The organism is Vibrio sp. 10N.261.45.E2 (genome assembly GCF_002875705.1).
GTDB lineage: Bacteria > Pseudomonadota > Gammaproteobacteria > Enterobacterales > Vibrionaceae > Vibrio.
This window is the reverse complement of the sequence record NZ_MCZZ01000141.1, coordinates 34,081-50,142: the sequence shown is the minus strand read 5'-3', so window position 1 is coordinate 50,142 and position 16,062 is coordinate 34,081. Positions and strand designations below refer to the sequence as shown.

Sequence of the window (16,062 nt, the reverse complement as noted above, 5' to 3'; positions counted from 1 at the left end):
AGAAAACCCCGTAGGGTAATTATTAAGAAATATTGAATTGGCTTAGGGAATATGAGGAAAACTCATGATAGAGCTTAAACACCTTCGAACATTGACTACTTTGAGAGACAGCGGCTCGCTAACAGCTACCGCAACCTCTCTTCACCTGACTCAGTCAGCACTCTCTCACCAGTTGAAAGACCTTGAGGCACGTATTGGTGGTCAGCTTTTCCTGCGTAAAACTAGGCCAGTGAAATTCACCTCTGAGGGTGAGATCTTGCTTAAGCTCGCGGATGAGATTCAGCCAAGAGTCGCCAAAGCTGAGAACGAACTCGCGAGCCTTAAAGAGGATGTAAATGGTCGATTGCACATGGCGATTGAGTGTCACTCATGCTTCCAATGGCTAATGCCCGCTTTGAAGGAATACCAAGTCGCTTGGCCAAGCGTGACCCTAGATTTCTCATCAGGGTTTGGTTTTGAGCCGCTGCCTGCGCTAATGGCGGGTGAGCTCGACTTAGTGATTACCTCTGACATACAGCCTCGTTCTGAAGTTCACTATGAGCCACTCTTTGATTTCGAGATGCGTTTGATCACGGCAATCAACTCACCTTTAGCAGAAAAAACAAGTATTGAACCGCAAGATCTTAGCGATCTCACCATGCTCTCCTATCCAGTTCAAAAACAGCGTTTAGATGTCGTGAAGCACTTTTTGCAACCTGCAGGTGTAGAACCTAAGAAGTGGAAGCAAGCAGACAACACCTTGATGTTGGTGCAAATGGTATCGGCGGGTTTAGGGGTCGCGGCATTACCAAACTGGGCGATCAGTGAGTTTTCAAGACAAGGTTTGATAGCCAGCAAGCCACTAGGTAAAGGGCTTTCAAGAAGGCTATTTGCAGCGGTAAGAAACTCAGAAAAAGATAAACGTTACCTGCAAGCTTTCTTTAGTACAGCAAGGCAGCAAAGTAAGAGTCACCTTGATGGCATTGAGGTCGTTTAACGATAGTTGTCGTCAGTCACTCTGCTTATACAAAGCACAAAAGACAAACGCCAGAAACAAAAAAAGTCACAGATAATCTGTGACTTTTTAGTTTCAGTACCGATGATTGTCGATATCTGTTGATTCGCGAAAATAGACTATCTTGGATAAGACTTAAACTGGTTAGTCAGTGGGTCGTATTGATAGCCAAGCATATCGAGCTTGCCAACGACACTTTCTATATCCATTTCATACATACTAATCAGCTCTTCAAAGCTATCGCACTCTAGGCGAAGTTTTTCATTCACGATTCCCAGCAAAATAATGCTATCGAAACCTTTGACGTTGCTTAAATCCATCTCGTACTCCTTACGAACACACCGACTAGATTTAAGTTTAGAACGCTTACCAACGCCATGCTAAAAAACTGATCACACTTCTTAAAGAGAATACGTGATTAATGAAAGTGCGTGACTAAAGTGCCCAAACTGGCGTTAAACCAACAGCAGCCGCCAATAACATCAACAACGAAATCGTCAGCTGAAGCTTTTCAGGGGTTTTAACAAACAGTAGATGCCAGCACCACACCACGATAGATGAAATTAGCAACGCAAAGCTGAACAGCAGCGTCGAAATCACGGGTTCTAGTTGAGCTTCAGAAAGGGAATAAACACTCACCACCGTCGCCAAAACCACTAGCATACCCGCCAATACACCCACCACTGGCAAAACACGGTGGAAAGCTTGCAAACGCGTTCTTGCGATCGTCAGCAGTAAATGACCAAACGCAGCACCTAACAATACGACCAACAGCAGAGTCGTAATGATGCCGACTGTGGTTGCTTGCTCAGTCGCTTGAATTGCAACGTATGACAGCGCTAAACCGCAAGCAAGATACATCACCCAGATAGGGCCAGAATCACGAGTCTTCTTGGTTTGAACTTGAGAATAGAAATAAAAGATAGCGAACACGACAAGAAAAGCTTCAATTTTTACTGAAGCTATGGCCAGCCACAGCACGCCGATTGCAGGTAACATTTTGTGGATACGACCACGTTGTCCCGGACAAATATCCCCTTTCACCAAGATGAGAGTTAAGATCAGTTGGGCTCCCAAAAGCATCGGAGCAAATTGTGTTAGTAACGTTTCGACCATTGTGGATCTACTTCTTAAGACTTATTTTCGCGAATAATATCAAAAACTGCTGCGAACACTAATCAAAATCATAAATTAGCGACGTTATTCAAGCCTTCAACTATGCTGTTGTATGGCTCTTTTGTTGTATTTATCAACAAAGTGATGAAAGACACCAGAACTAACAGGGGCATGTTCTACTGGCTAGTCAGGGCGCATGCCGCTATAATTCCCGCCTCAAAAATCAGAGGTCGAAATATGTACAGCGATATCACTCCTATTCATGAACACAAAAAATACTGGGCCGAGTGCTACGGAACTGCACCCTTTTTGCCTACCAGTAGAAAGGAGATGGATGCTCTTGGATGGGATAGCTGTGACATTATTATTGTAACTGGTGACGCGTATGTCGATCACCCGAGCTTTGGTATGGCTATCATTGGCCGTTTGCTTGAAGCTCAAGGTTTCCGCGTGGGCATTATTGCTCAACCTAAGTGGGACAATAAAGACGCCTTCATGAAGCTAGGCAAACCTAACCTATTTTTCGGTATCACTGCGGGTAACATGGACTCCATGATCAACCGCTACACCTCTGATCGCAAATTACGTCACGATGATGCTTACACACCTAACAATGAAGGTGGCAAACGCCCAGACCGTGCAACTCTGGTTTATTCTCAACGTTGTCGTGAAGCCTACAAAGGTACGCCAATCGTGCTTGGTGGTATTGAAGCGAGCTTGCGTCGTGTGGCTCACTACGACTACTGGTCGGATAAAGTTCGTCGCTCGGTATTGTTTGATGCAAAAGCTGACATCCTTCTTTTTGGTAATGCTGAACGTGCACTGGTTGAAGTAGCACACCGTATTGCTGACGGCGAAGACATGTCTACGCTGACTAACATTCGCGGTACAGCTATCAACCTGCCTGCTGCCCCTGAAGGCTTCAAGATCATTGACTCTTCTCGTATCGAAAAGCCGAACAAAGCGTACGTGCCGGTAAACCCGTACGAAGTTGAAACGCAATGCGATACCAAAAAAGATGAAGAACCAAAAGCGCAGCCAATTACGATTCGTCCGTCTCGTCACGATGCAAAAACAACAGCAGTTCGAATCCCAGGTTACGAAAAGCTAAACAATGACCGTATTCTTTACGCTCACGCTAGCCGTATTCTGCACCTAGAGACAAACCCGTACTCAGGTCGTGCTCTGATTCAACGTCACGGTGATCGCGAGCTTTGGGTTAACCAAGCACCAATTCCACTAACGACAGAAGAAATGGACTATGTGTTTGGCCTTGCTTACAAGCGTGTTCCGCACCCAATGTACGGCAAAGCGAAAATCCCGGCATACGACATGATCAAAACCTCGGTTAACATCATGCGCGGTTGTTTTGGTGGTTGTTCTTTCTGTTCAATCACAGAACACGAAGGCCGCATCATTCAGAACCGTTCAAAAGAATCTATCTTGGACGAGATTGAAGACATCAAAGATAAAGTACCTGGCTTTACCGGAACTATTTCTGACTTGGGTGGGCCTACGGCGAACATGTTCCGTTTAGGTTGTTCAGATCCTAAAGCAGAAGTGAACTGTCGTCGTCCATCATGTGTGTTCCCAAAAATCTGTGAAAAGCTAAACACAGACCACAAACACACCATCGACCTGTACCGCTCTGCGAGAAAAGTACCGGGCGTCAAGAAGATCATGATCGCTTCTGGTGTTCGTTACGACTTAGCGATTGAATCTCCAGAATACGTGCGTGAGCTTGTAACTCATCACGTGGGTGGTTACTTGAAGATTGCGCCAGAGCATACTGAAAAAGGCCCACTGGACCTGATGATGAAACCGGGTATGGGCACTTACGATCGTTTCAAAGAGATGTTCGAAAAGTACAGCGCTGAAGCCGGCAAGAAGCAGTACCTAATTCCTTACTTCATCTCGGCTCACCCAGGTACAGAAGATGAAGACATGCTTAACCTTGCAATGTGGCTTAAAAAGCACAACTACGAGTGTGACCAAGTACAGAACTTCTACCCATCACCGATGTGTAATGCAACGTCGATGTACTACTCAGAGACTAACCCTCTGAAACGCGTGAAATATAAGAAGCGCGAAGATGTTCCTGTACCTAAAGGTGATCGTCAGCGTCGTCTGCACAAAGCACTACTTCGTTACCACGATCCTGAGAACTGGAAGATCATCCGTGAAGCGCTGATCAGCATGGGCAAACAACACTTAATTGGCGACAAGGCAAACTGCCTAGTACCCGCAGAAGACTTTGATGCACAAACACCTGCACAACGTCGTAAGTCAGGTCGTCACGGCTCACAGCGCTTTGCGACTAAGCACAGCAAATCTCAACCAGGGTTGGGCGGCGAGAAACCACGTAACCACTCAGGTAAGAAATCTGGTGGTAACGGCAATCAAGGTGGCGCTGGCCAAGGTAACGGAAAGCAAAACGGTGGCGGTAATGGCAATTCTCGCAAACCAGCGACAGGCTTCATTAAGAAAGGTCCTGGAGGTCACCAGTCGCAAGGTAATGGCGGCGGAAACGGCAAGCCAAACCGCAACAAAGCGAGTAATGGCCAAGGTGGTAAACCTGCGAGTAACGGTAAGAATCGCCAACGCGCAGCACAACGCTAATATCGCGAACCCATTTACCTCGCCATCGTAAAAACACAAAGCGCAGCTATTTAGCTGCGCTTTTTTGTACCTGTTACTAGGGAGCCTAACGGGCAAATACCCAGTACTGACTCAGTAAGTAGTTGCTTATCATCCCCACTAAGATACCAACTGCCATAGCAATAAACACAGCACCAGTGAATGTAGGAAGTAGCTCGGTCATCAACTTAAAACACAGCAAGTTGGGTATCGCTGATATCGATGCTGAGAGCATGAATTTTTGCCACTGAATCAACTTATCTAACCAACCGCCCTGCTCTTTGAACTCAAAGGTCAGCACTCGATTACCAAACCACGTTGTCGTTGCTGCAATAATAAAAGCGCCGATTCGAGCACTCATCAACGGCAGTCCAATCACGTAATGAAGCAACGCAAAAACCGTACAATCAACAACAAAGCCACCCGCCCCCACCATAGCGAATTTAATCATCTTATGGTGAGGTTGTAATTTTTGGTTCAACGTGTCGAACTTATCGCTAAACAGTCTCGATAACGAGTTAAAACTGGACATCGCCATCACTTCGAATATGGCTCAACGACAGGTTTGGTTTAATACTTTGGTTGTGGCAACTAAACAGAGCACGCTTTAGTTTCACCGTCGGCTCTAAAATACAAGTCAACGCGTTGTCTTTGATCTTGGTTTCAACTTCCATTTTTTTACCAATTAGATAGAACTTATCGATACCATCTAGCTGTTCAACATCGAGTAGCTTTTTTGCTTGCCCATGACTATAAAACTGTCCTGAGAAAGGTCGTTTACCGACGTAAAAACTCGGCGCTTCATCCGTAATTTGTTCAAAGATAATACGGTCACTTTTCTCGTTCGCTTTGCCTAGGTTAAGGTAGACCATCGCAATCATTAGCAACACAGGCAGCACTAAAGCCACGCTCGAGAACCACTTCTTATCTTTTTCTACTACAAGCATCGCTACCAGTAAGCCAAGGGCTGGAATGCCTGGCAACACATACGCAGGAAGAATATTACCCGCCATGGTAAAAAGAATCAGAGGTGAGACCAACCAACACACAAGGAATGAAAACAGCCCCCCATGTTCAGCGTTAACTTCTGCAATTTTCTTACGGCGTACGAAAGTCAAAATAGGCAACACAATCGACCAAGGCGCAGCCGCTTGAATCCAGAAAACCCAAATCATTCCTCTTGTTTCATCATGGGCCGAACCGTAAAGGTCCCCTTCCCAACCACTTACCACAAAACGCTTAAAGTGCTCACCAACAATGAAGTAATCAATAAAGCCCGGTGTTGCCATCTCTGCCATGATGTACCAAGGTAAGGCAATAGCCAGCATGACACCTACACCAGACAACAGTGGAAAACGTTGCCATAACGCTTTGAAAGCGCCGAAGAAACCATGTTGTAATACTAACCAAGGGAACACTGCGATACCCATAATGACAATCGCAACAGGTCCTTTAGCTAGCAGACCCAATGCCAAACCTACAAACCCAACGTAACCCCATGTTTTATTGATTCTTTCACTTCCTTCTCCTTTCCAACACAAGTAAAAACCTAGCATCGCAATGGTCATGGCTAACGTTAACGCCATGTCGGTCATCACAGCACCTGCAGCGATAGAAAAAATTCCACATGTTGCTAATACCACGGCTGCCACCAAGGCACTTTGTCCGGTGCGCTTAGCCATGTACGTAACCAATAAAATCGTGATGAATCCTGCTAACCAGTGTGGCGCACGCACAGCAAACTCGCTCAAGCCAAACAACTCGATGCCGGCTGCGCTCATCCACGTGAACAATGGTGGCTTACCCCAAAAAGGAATACCGTAATCAAATTGAGGGGTTAACCAATTACCTGTTTCCACCATCAAACGAGCCATTTCTCCATAGCGCGCTTCCGTAGTGTCCATTAAAGGATATGTCGCCAGCGATAAAAGCCTTAAAACCAATGCAAAAGCCAACAAATACCACAGGTGCGTTCGGTTCAGGCTCATGCTGACTCCTCTAATTTAAAATGTGTTTTTAGTGCAGGTGTATCGACCACAGATTGGATCAGATACAGAGGACGATTCTTGGTTTCAATGAAAATACGACCTATGTACTCCCCCATTAAACCAATACTCAAAAGTTGAATGCCACCTAGGGCAAGTTGGACAACCATCATTGATGGGTAGCCGGTAATAGGCTCACCAAACATCATGGTTTTGAACACGATGAAGACACCATAAACGAAGGCAGTAAGCGCGACTAAACCACCAACGGCCGTCGCAATGCGCAATGGTCGGATAGAGAACGAGGTAATGCCATCCATCGCCAATCCGATAAGCTTCAAGTAGTTCCACTTGGTCTCGCCACAGAAGCGAGCGTCGCGCTTAAACTGAATGGTTGCTTGCCTAAAGCCCGGCCATGAAAAAATGCCTTTCATGTAGCGATTACGTTCAGGAAGTTGATTGATATGGTCAACAACCTCTCGGCTCAACAGTCTGAAGTCACCAACATTTTCTGGCACATCAATCTTTGCCGCCACATTCATGACTTTGTAAAAGCTTGCTGCTGAGAACTTCTTAAACCAAGTTTCACCGTCACGTTGGCTACGCTGCATGTTGACGACGTCATAACCTTCGCGCCATTTCGCTATCATTTGAGGAATCAGTTCGGGTGGATCTTGCAAATCAGCATCTAGAAGAATTACCGCTTGCCCACGGCAGTGCTCTAAGCCTGCACTCATCGCCGACTCTTTACCAAAGTTGCGGCTTAAACCAATCACAGAAATTGAGCTATTGATTGAAGTGAATGAACTCACTAAATCTAAGCTGTTGTCTTTGCTACCATCATCGACATAAACGATCTCGCTAGTGATGGGTAAGCTATCCAGCACTTTAGTTAGGCGGGAATGAAATTCTCCTAAAACTTCTTGTTCATCGTAAAAAGGCACAATGATGGATAATGAAACCGCAGGATTGATCCGCGATGTGGAAACTTTAGGTCGGCTAATATGAAGTTCAGACATAATACATTCTTCTATTTTTTAATCTGAAGCCAATCTACCCCCTCATAAGTGAAAGTTATGTTATTGACATATTTTTCACGCTCACTCAGGATAATGTTACCGTCTATTTCTGTATGAGAATCAAAATGAAACGAGTGCTATTAGTCGAAGATAACCGCGAAATTGCGGGCGTATTATTTGATTACTTTGAGTGTATTGGTATGGAGCTCGATTACGCAGATAACGGTGAGCTTGGACTACAACTCGCGATGGATAACTCTTTTGATATCATCATATTAGATTTGATGCTGCCGAGAATGGACGGCCTAACGGTTTGTAATAAGTTAAGAGACCAAGGTAATACAACCCCGATTCTTATGCTTACCGCACTAGATAGCCGTGAAGACATGTTAAAAGGCTTTGACCACGGAGCCGATGATTACCTGACCAAGCCTTTCGATTTAGATATTTTAGAAGCAAGAATGAACGCACTCGTTCGTCGTTACCGCGGAAAAGTGGCGTCTTCTAAACTGCAGTTTGATGAACTCACCATCGACCAAAAAACGCGTAAAGCCTACCGTCAAGATAAGTTGCTCGCGCTTAATCCAACGACTTACACCATACTTGAGATGCTTTGCCAAAACGCACCGGAAGTGGTGACTCGTGAAGATATCTCCTACAAATTATGGGAGGAAGACGAACCCAACAATGATGTGCTGCGCAGTCACATCTATCAATTACGAAACCAACTCGACAAGCCTTTTGACAGCCAGATGTTGATTACGGTTCCTAAAGTTGGGTTCCGTCTGGAGCCATCGAATTGATTTCAAATTTTCTGACAAGCACCAAAACTCTAACTGGACGACTAGCGGTTTTCTTTGGGTTAATGGCCGTGATTGTGTCTGCATTCGTCTATGTCGTTTTTGTTGCTGCGCTCTACATGTCGGAAGACCGAGTCGGAGAAAGGCGTATTTTGATTGACCGCAATTACGCCGTCGAGCTATTCCAAGCCGGCGAAAGTGGTGAGTTAAAAATTGACGACCTTACGATCGCCTATAACGACCCGTCATTCATACCTCCAGAATATTATAAGCTCATTGAAGGTAAAGAGAGCTTCATAGGGGAAATAGGCGAAGACCCAGAGTCACGGATGGTCTATGTGGGCGAATATTCCCACGAAGGAAAAACTTATCCAATCATCCTACTGTCCGAAATAGATCGGGTTGAATTTGCTGTTTCTGAACTGGTGTACGCGACCACCTTTGTACTCACGTTACTCTCCATCTTAATTTTTAGCTTCGGTACTCTGCTTTATCGACTATCTAAACGACTGATTGAACCTTTCAACTCTCTGTCTGAGCAGCTAGAGTCGAATAAGCTCAACCTCAACGAAGAGTTCGGTGTGAGTGATGATGCGGCGGTTGAATTTCGTCAGCTAACAGATCAACTGAATCACTATCGTCGAGAAATCAATTCCTTAGTAAAGCGTGAACAAGCCTTTGCTCGATACTCCAGCCATGAGTTAAGAACGCCATTAACGGTTGCTCGTGGTGCGAATAAATTACTCTTAAGAAGCAAAACAACCGAGTTTCAATCTCGCCAGGTTGAGCGTATTGATGACGCCATTGTTCAGATGTCAGAGATGGTCGATGCCTTGCTTGGCTTAGTGCGTTATGAACGAAACAGTGACGATGCGCCACTACGACTTTTTGGCCAGCAAGAATTAGAGGCAATCGTTTCCAAAAACACGTTGCAGGCAGATGAGAAAGCAGTCGAAATATCCCTACTCGTCCAGTCGGAGCCTATTATTCAGGCCACCAGTGCGATCATGAACATGTTGATCGGCAACTTGTTGAGAAATGCTATTGCAGCGACCAACAGTGGCACGGTTACGGTCTCCTTGTCCGAAGAGAGTATTGTGATCGAAGATCAAGGAGAAGGTCTTCAGGAACAATACAACCCGAATGGTCATGGATTGGGGTTATTGATTGTCGAGGACTTATGTCAACGCTTCGATTGGAACTTTGAGTTGATCAATCGCGACTCTGGAGGGTGTACAGCCAAAATCGCCTTTCAAACAAACTCAGCCCATCTATATAAACATCAACATCAACATCAACATCAACATCAACAAGATAACGGTCAAATTAACTCGTAGCGTTGTACTCAATATCTAATGAAAACTTGATTTAGTTGGTTTACAGCACCTACTCGCTACTAGATACTCACTAATCCTATTTGATTTAAAAATGCTGGCTCTTGAGTCAGCATTTTGTCTAAGTGCGATGAAACTAAATAATAGCCCTGTAACTCAGCACCAATACAACGACCACACCTTTTTTTTAAAGCGTGATGATCAGCTCCACTCCCACTTTTGCGGCAATAAAGCCCGTAAATTCATGAAGCTGTTGGAAGACGAGCACCCAGAAACCACTACCTTGATCAGCTATGGTTCTGCGCAGGCGAACTCTCTGTTTTCACTCTCCGCACTCGCAAAAATTAAAGGCTGGACGCTTGAGTTTTACGTTGACCACATTCCTCAATGGCTACAAGAACGTCCAATCGGTAACTACCGAGGTGCCATCGACCTCGGCGCTAAGGTTATTTCAGTCAAAGAGACAGGCTTAGAGCTTCATCCACAACAATATATCGAGCAAGTACGACAACCTAACTCAGAGTGCATTGTGTTACCCGAGGGAGGGCGCTCTCAGCTATCTGAATACGGCGTGAAGCAACTGGCGATGGAAATACTTAGCTGGACGCGCTTCGAAAACAAACGCGATTTCGTGGTTGCACTACCAGCAGGTACCGGCAGTACTGCTCTCTATCTTTATAAGCATTTAAAGCTCCATAGTATCCCAGTATTAACCTGTGCGTGTGTTGGTGGAATTGAGTATTTAACGCAGCAATTCAATGAACTTGGCGAAATCGATCACCCACAGATCTTACCGCTCAAAGCCAAACACCATTTTGGTAAATTGTATCAACAGGATTATCAAACTTGGTTAGACCTACAAGAGCAAACCGATGTTGAATTCGACCTGCTCTATGACCCATTAATGTGGCAGTGCTTAAAACAGTGGCAACAAGACAACCCGACCAAAACCATCATCTATATCCATCAAGGTGGCATCTTAGGTAATGAATCGATGTTGCCACGCTATCAGCGAAAATACCCAGAGATGAGTATCAGTAACACCGAAACCAAAACCAAAACCAAAACCAAAACCAACGCATCTTGGTAGATGTTGCCCGTTATTCCCCAGTTTTAGCTATTCAAATCCTGGAAAGCTGAGAACATCACAAAACAGCCATAGCACTTCATCGTGATCGCTGTTTCGTGCACTTCAACTTTATTTTCACCTCCACTTATATTTTTTACCTTCACTTATATTTTTTACCTTCACCCTCACACTTCAAATTAGAAACACAAATCTGGCGAGAATCATCGCGTTATCTATACTTTCGAGTGAAACGTCAATGGTCATCGAAAGGAATCACTCATGCGAACACTCACTACGCTCGGCCTGTTTTCAGTTTTACTGCCCTTCTCTGTGATATCAGGAGAAAACGTCACGTACCAAGTCGATGGTATGGATTACGAAGGTTATTGGAGTGAAGCCAGCAACCAAGCGCCTTTGGTGTTATTAGTACATGATTGGGATGGATTAACCGATTACGAAAAGAAACGTTCTGAGATGCTCAATGAACTCGGTTACAACGTGTTCGCCATCGACTTATTTGGTAAAGATATTCGTCAACCGAAGTGAAAGATAAAAAGCAACACACCGGCGAATTGTATAAAGACCGAGAAAAGAGGCGCGCGCTACTTAATGCAGGAGCAATGGAAGCGAAGAGACTAGGCGGCAACTTAGATAACAACGTAATGATGGGATACTGCTTTGGCGGAGCTGCTGTATTGGAAGCCGCACGTGCGGGCATCCCTTCGAAAGCTTACGTCACCTTCCATGGTGGTTTATCGACACCAAAAGGGCAAAATTACTCTCAAACAAAAGCTCCTGTCGTCGTGTTCCATGGCACAGCAGATTCCATGATCTCAATGGAAGACTTTGGCAGCCTCGCCGATCAACTTGAAACAACCAAGGTTCCGCATGAAATGATCACCTACAGTGGTGCGCCACATGCCTTTACCGTATTCGGCTCAAACAACTATCAACAAGAAGCTGACCAAAAATCGTGGGACCGATTTACCCAGTTTTTAAGTTCGGTATCTCGTTAACTTTCAATCTAAGTAACAGCTCAACGGCAGCCTGTTACCTAATTCGTACTAATTATTAGTGACTATTTCTTTAAATTTGGCGTTCGTCACTCAAAAAGAAAGCGCTTTCTTGTAATGTATATCTATTATCAATTAGGCACTCTGAATCAGATATGCTTTTTTAACTGTGAGAAATTATGAAATATTTAGCAATACTACCAGCGGTATTCGCACTAAGCGCCTGCTCAACAGTGACAGAGTCACCGGTTAGCTATCACAAAACTTCTCCGGGGCTAGAGTCGCTACAAAACAACGAAAACTGCTGCGAAACCCTGAGTAACATTCAATATCAAAGCATTACGAACCCAGAAGAAATATCGGTTTCGATCACCACAGCAAGCCCTAAAATCGAGTTCAAATCTGGCCGATCCTTTGCTGGAGGGCTAAAGCTTCCTACAACACTAGATGCTATTCGTTTTTCAGTGACTTCAAATGCTAATTATTCAGCATTCGTTCCGTCACTTTTGGTCTTAGACAAAAATTACCAGCCGCTAGATGTCATTGGCAATGAAAGTATTAAGTACCAGCCACTTAGCCTGCTTAATGGTGCTCGATATGGCGCACAAATAGAACTGCAAGAACGTTACTTAAACGGCGAGGCTCCTGCTTACTTGGTCGTATTCACAACTAGCGAAGCACTCGCGGAAACAACTCCTGTCGAAAAACCAAGTGATATGGCGATACGTTCTGGCGATATTCAGGCAAACATCGCTCATAACACGGACTACGCCATCCCCCACTCTGCAATCGGGAAAGTCTCCTTTGATTTTAAATTCACAGCGGTAACCACCGTTGTTGAAGAACAAAACCGTCAAAAGCGAGTTCAACAAATTATTCCAGAATCAACCGTAGCCCAATCAGATTTACTAACGGAAAATACACTGAATAAGAGAGAGGTTTATCAAACTCTTATAGAAAACTCGGTTTCATCTGGAGATTTTAGTGCAGCACTGACGTACGTTGAAGAATCTGAGCGATTAGGAATCGAAGGGATGCGAAACTCCTTTGTTGACGCGATGAAGCAATATCAAAAAGCACAATAACTTAGCCTCAAAGTAGTCGTTTATTTTCTCTCACTTTACCTCTTTTTTGAGCAAACGAGAGTTAAATAAACGACTGTTATCCCTCAGCCCTATTCAGGCATAAACAAGAATTCTAATTGTTCTAATTCTAAGCCTAATTTGATGAATTCAATATCCAAAGAATAAAAGCCTTTATCAAGCTTAACGGAAAGCCCCTCAACTGAAACTGTCTCGCCATTAGTACCATTCACTGATAGAGACATCGCGTACACGTTATTGAGACTTAAACTACACGCAGATTGAGCCAAAGTGCCGCTATCGTAGTTAACAATACCTGCACATCGATATACACCAGCCTGTTTAACTTCCAAAACAATGCTACGGTTTTCTCTGATATTAAGTGGTAATACTATTGCACGTTGCTCTGCCGTCAGAGAGCAAAAGTCTCCATCAGTTTTACTATGTTGTTTATCAAGATTTTGAGTCGCCTCAAAGCTCTTAACTGGATCAAAAGCGACTAATTGGCGCCCCATTGCTGGAGAGTCCATAATAAAACGACAAATATTCATCGCGCTGCGTTGCAACTCCCCTAAGCTCAACGTTCCGTTTTCAAGCGCCTGTAACGTATCGTCATTCGACACGTTATTTTCCGCACCATCATGATCAACAACCATATACAGATCATTTTGAGAGCGAAGCATAAAGGATGTGTAACTTCGACTTTCAGAACCACCTTTGATTGGGTCATTCATTTTTGCCCACCAATCCGTCATCACTATCCCTTTATAACCCCACTCCCCACGAAGAATCGTAGTATTGAGGTCGTAATTGGATGCAGCCCAGTGACCATTAATAGGATTGTAGGAGGTCATAACACTCGAAGCTCCTCCTTGTTTTACCGCCATTTCAAAAGGCTTCAGATGAATCTCACGAAGCGCTCTCTGTGATACAACACTATCAACATCAAACCGTGACGTTTCTTGATCATTCGCCACCAAATGCTTGATTGTGCCAGACACTCCTGCGGCTTTAAGGCCAAGAGTTTGAGATGCAGCTATTACCCCTGAGAGAAATGGGTCTTCTGAGAAATACTCAAAATTTCGACCATTCAAAGGATGGCGGTGGATGTTAATCCCAGGACCAAGCAACGTATCAATATGATTGGCTTGCATCTCATTCCCCACTAAATGAAATAGTTTCTCATTCAGCTCCGGGTTCCATGTACAGCCTAATAATGTACCAATTGGGACTTGAGATGCTTTATGTCCGCTGTCCATTCGGATACCAGACGGACCATCTGCAGCTGCAACGACAGGGATGCCTAAATCAAACAAGCTCGGCGAAATACCACCAAAAGCAGCAGCAGTACCAGGCGTCACCTTAGGACTGCACATACCTTCACCACGAACAATTGTCGCTAACTGCTTTACGGTCATTTGCGAGATGAATTCGTCAATGTCCGCTCGCCCCTGCTTAACATCCAGTAAACGAATGCCCGTATCTTCACTAAGAGGAATAGAACTTGGAAGCTCACTCAGAATACGTTTACTCAAATCTATAGTTCGTAGCGGCACAGATTCGTAATCGTAACTGTAAACACCATTTTCCACGTTGCCTTTGGGGAGCAATCTCTTAAATCCGGTGACAGGAGCAAGTGCTTCCGTTAATTGCTCAACAACCAACAGCTCTTCTATTTTAACGCTCTCACTAACAAGCTTTGCTTGGCGAACACTTCCTCCTAGATAAAAGTGATATTCTCCAGCTTCAAGTACGTAACTATTTGGGTGTCCCGTTTTACCGCAGTCATCAAATGATGCGAAGGAAGATAGAGGACATGAAATTGTCAAACACACCGTTTCTTTCGGGTCCAAGGTCGGTGTTTTCACAAACCCGATCAGTGCTCGTGTTGGCTTACCAAGATGACCTTGAGGCGCTTCAACATATAATTGAACAACATCCTTGCCACTGTATTTCTCACCTATGTTTTTAACTTCAATATCAAATACCAACTCTTGTTCAGAGTCAGAACCAAGAATCGTTAGCGCATTTAATTGATTGGAAAAGCGGGTGTAGGACAGCCCAAAACCAAACTCAAATTGAACAGCTTTAAGATTGAAAGTTTCAAAATACCGATACCCGACATAGATATCTTCTTGGTACAGATTACGCTCTTTATTTCCGAAGCTAGCGCTGGAAGGGTAATCAGATAAAGAGTGCGCAATAGTGTCGGTCAAACGTCCACTCGGGCTAACATCACCTGATAAAACATCCGCAAGTGCATGCCCACCTTCCATGCCTGCAGCCCAGCTATACAAAATTGCCTTGATCGACCTTGCATCTTTGAGTGAGCTTACCCATGACATATCAATAATGTTGGTCACGTTCAGTATCACAATGACATCATCAAAATGTTCCGTCACTTTCTCCAACATTTGCATTTCGAGCGCGGTTAAATTGTAACTGCCTTGCTGCTGTGCATTATCTTGATCCTCACCCGCTGTTCGACCGATAAAAATAATGGCTTTGTTAGATTTAGCGGCGGCATCCATCACAACAGAAGTTGAAAGAGGCATTTCATCTTGAAACCAAGGTTCAGCTGCCCAACCACCACCGCCGTCATTGAAAGGGTTGTCCTTGACCCAACGTTGGTATACCTCCACCAAACTGAGATTAAGATTGATGTTTGGATTCTCATACAAGCCCTGTAATGCATTAACGGAATAAGGGACATTCACCGCTCCACCAGATCCTGTGCCACTTCGGTAGGTATCAATCTGACAACGACCAAAAAGAGACACCGTATCACTAGCCTGCAATGGCAATATTGAATCACTATTTTTTAGTAGCACAATGCCCTCAGTAGCCGCTTGTCGACTTATGGGTGCAAGCTGCTTCTGTGCTTCGAGAATTTCCACAGTATTCATTTTAAGTCCTACTATTTTTTTACTTAGAGCAAAAATTTGACCTCTCGCTCTAAAAGTTAATATTGTCTTTGTTCAAAAAATAGTAATCTTAACTACGGCGTGTAACT

12 protein-coding genes and 1 pseudogene are annotated in these 16,062 nt (G+C 44.4%); 7 read left to right on the top strand and 6 right to left on the bottom strand.

Annotated features, from left to right (window positions below; genetic code table 11):
* Window positions 1-64: 64 nt before the first annotated feature.
* Window positions 65-976 (top strand): LysR substrate-binding domain-containing protein, encoded by a 912-nt coding sequence (locus BCT34_RS17010; RefSeq protein ID WP_076651721.1) that lies wholly within the window; start codon window positions 65-67, stop codon window positions 974-976.
* Window positions 977-1,113: 137 nt separating this feature from the next.
* On the opposite strand, the gene BCT34_RS17005 is transcribed toward BCT34_RS17010, so the two are convergent.
* Window positions 1,114-1,314: a DUF4250 domain-containing protein gene (locus tag BCT34_RS17005; protein ID WP_004736508.1), complete on the bottom strand. Its 201-nt coding sequence runs from the start codon at window positions 1,312-1,314 to the stop codon at window positions 1,114-1,116.
* Window positions 1,315-1,429: 115 nt separating this feature from the next.
* Window positions 1,430-2,110: a hypothetical protein gene (locus BCT34_RS17000; protein WP_076651720.1), complete on the bottom strand. Its 681-nt coding sequence runs from the start codon at window positions 2,108-2,110 to the stop codon at window positions 1,430-1,432.
* Between the two features lie 237 nt (window positions 2,111-2,347).
* On the opposite strand from BCT34_RS17000, the gene BCT34_RS16995 reads away from it, so the two are divergent.
* A complete protein-coding gene (locus BCT34_RS16995) occupies window positions 2,348-4,729 on the top strand; it encodes a YgiQ family radical SAM protein (protein ID WP_076651719.1) in 2,382 nt (793 codons plus the stop codon).
* An 85-nt stretch (window positions 4,730-4,814) separates the two neighbouring features.
* Here the strand turns inward: BCT34_RS16995 and BCT34_RS16990 are convergent, their stop codons facing one another.
* From BCT34_RS16990 to BCT34_RS16980, 3 genes are read right to left on the bottom strand one after another with little or no spacing between them, the layout of a single operon-like run.
* Entirely contained in the window at window positions 4,815-5,279 is a 465-nt protein-coding gene (locus tag BCT34_RS16990; RefSeq protein WP_076651718.1) for a GtrA family protein, read from the bottom strand.
* A complete protein-coding gene (locus BCT34_RS16985) occupies window positions 5,266-6,735 on the bottom strand; it encodes a glycosyltransferase family 39 protein (RefSeq protein WP_076651717.1) in 1,470 nt (489 codons plus the stop codon). Before BCT34_RS16985 ends, BCT34_RS16990 begins: the two co-directional genes overlap by 14 nt.
* Window positions 6,732-7,751, bottom strand: a complete 1,020-nt coding sequence (locus tag BCT34_RS16980) for a glycosyltransferase family 2 protein (RefSeq protein WP_076651716.1) — start codon at window positions 7,749-7,751, stop codon at window positions 6,732-6,734. Before BCT34_RS16980 ends, BCT34_RS16985 begins: the two co-directional genes overlap by 4 nt.
* Window positions 7,752-7,876: 125 nt before the next feature.
* Between BCT34_RS16980 and BCT34_RS16975 the strand changes: the two genes are divergently transcribed.
* From BCT34_RS16975 to BCT34_RS16955, 5 genes and pseudogenes are all read left to right on the top strand, one after another.
* Entirely contained in the window at window positions 7,877-8,554 is a 678-nt protein-coding gene (locus BCT34_RS16975; RefSeq protein ID WP_076651715.1) for a response regulator transcription factor, read from the top strand.
* Complete coding sequence (locus BCT34_RS16970) at window positions 8,551-9,888, top strand: HAMP domain-containing sensor histidine kinase (RefSeq protein ID WP_076651714.1); 1,338 nt, start codon at window positions 8,551-8,553, stop codon at window positions 9,886-9,888. Before BCT34_RS16975 ends, BCT34_RS16970 begins: the two co-directional genes overlap by 4 nt.
* Before the next feature lie 127 nt (window positions 9,889-10,015).
* Window positions 10,016-10,975: a pyridoxal-phosphate dependent enzyme gene (locus BCT34_RS16965; RefSeq protein ID WP_076651731.1), complete on the top strand. Its 960-nt coding sequence runs from the start codon at window positions 10,016-10,018 to the stop codon at window positions 10,973-10,975.
* Between the two features lie 258 nt (window positions 10,976-11,233).
* Window positions 11,234-11,970: pseudogene (locus tag BCT34_RS16960) on the top strand (dienelactone hydrolase family protein).
* Between the two features lie 176 nt (window positions 11,971-12,146).
* Window positions 12,147-13,052, top strand: a complete 906-nt coding sequence (locus BCT34_RS16955) for a MalM family protein (RefSeq protein WP_076651713.1) — start codon at window positions 12,147-12,149, stop codon at window positions 13,050-13,052.
* Window positions 13,053-13,141: 89 nt separating this feature from the next.
* Here BCT34_RS16955 and BCT34_RS16950 read toward each other — a convergent pair whose 3' ends face one another.
* Window positions 13,142-15,955, bottom strand: a complete 2,814-nt coding sequence (locus BCT34_RS16950; RefSeq protein WP_076651712.1) for a glycoside hydrolase family 3 protein — start codon at window positions 15,953-15,955, stop codon at window positions 13,142-13,144.
* Window positions 15,956-16,062: the final 107 nt, after the last annotated feature.

Coding starts and splice junctions, on each gene's coding strand:
- BCT34_RS17010 (WP_076651721.1), top strand. CDS start 65: ATGATAGAGCTTAAACACCTTCGAACATTGACTACTTTGAGAGACAGC.
- BCT34_RS17005 (WP_004736508.1), bottom strand. CDS start 1,314: ATGGATTTAAGCAACGTCAAAGGTTTCGATAGCATTATTTTGCTGGGA.
- BCT34_RS17000 (WP_076651720.1), bottom strand. CDS start 2,110: ATGGTCGAAACGTTACTAACACAATTTGCTCCGATGCTTTTGGGAGCC.
- BCT34_RS16995 (WP_076651719.1), top strand. CDS start 2,348: ATGTACAGCGATATCACTCCTATTCATGAACACAAAAAATACTGGGCC.
- BCT34_RS16990 (WP_076651718.1), bottom strand. CDS start 5,279: ATGTCCAGTTTTAACTCGTTATCGAGACTGTTTAGCGATAAGTTCGAC.
- BCT34_RS16985 (WP_076651717.1), bottom strand. CDS start 6,735: ATGAGCCTGAACCGAACGCACCTGTGGTATTTGTTGGCTTTTGCATTG.
- BCT34_RS16980 (WP_076651716.1), bottom strand. CDS start 7,751: ATGTCTGAACTTCATATTAGCCGACCTAAAGTTTCCACATCGCGGATC.
- BCT34_RS16975 (WP_076651715.1), top strand. CDS start 7,877: ATGAAACGAGTGCTATTAGTCGAAGATAACCGCGAAATTGCGGGCGTA.
- BCT34_RS16965 (WP_076651731.1), top strand. CDS start 10,016: ATGAAACTAAATAATAGCCCTGTAACTCAGCACCAATACAACGACCAC.
- BCT34_RS16955 (WP_076651713.1), top strand. CDS start 12,147: ATGAAATATTTAGCAATACTACCAGCGGTATTCGCACTAAGCGCCTGC.
- BCT34_RS16950 (WP_076651712.1), bottom strand. CDS start 15,955: ATGAATACTGTGGAAATTCTCGAAGCACAGAAGCAGCTTGCACCCATA.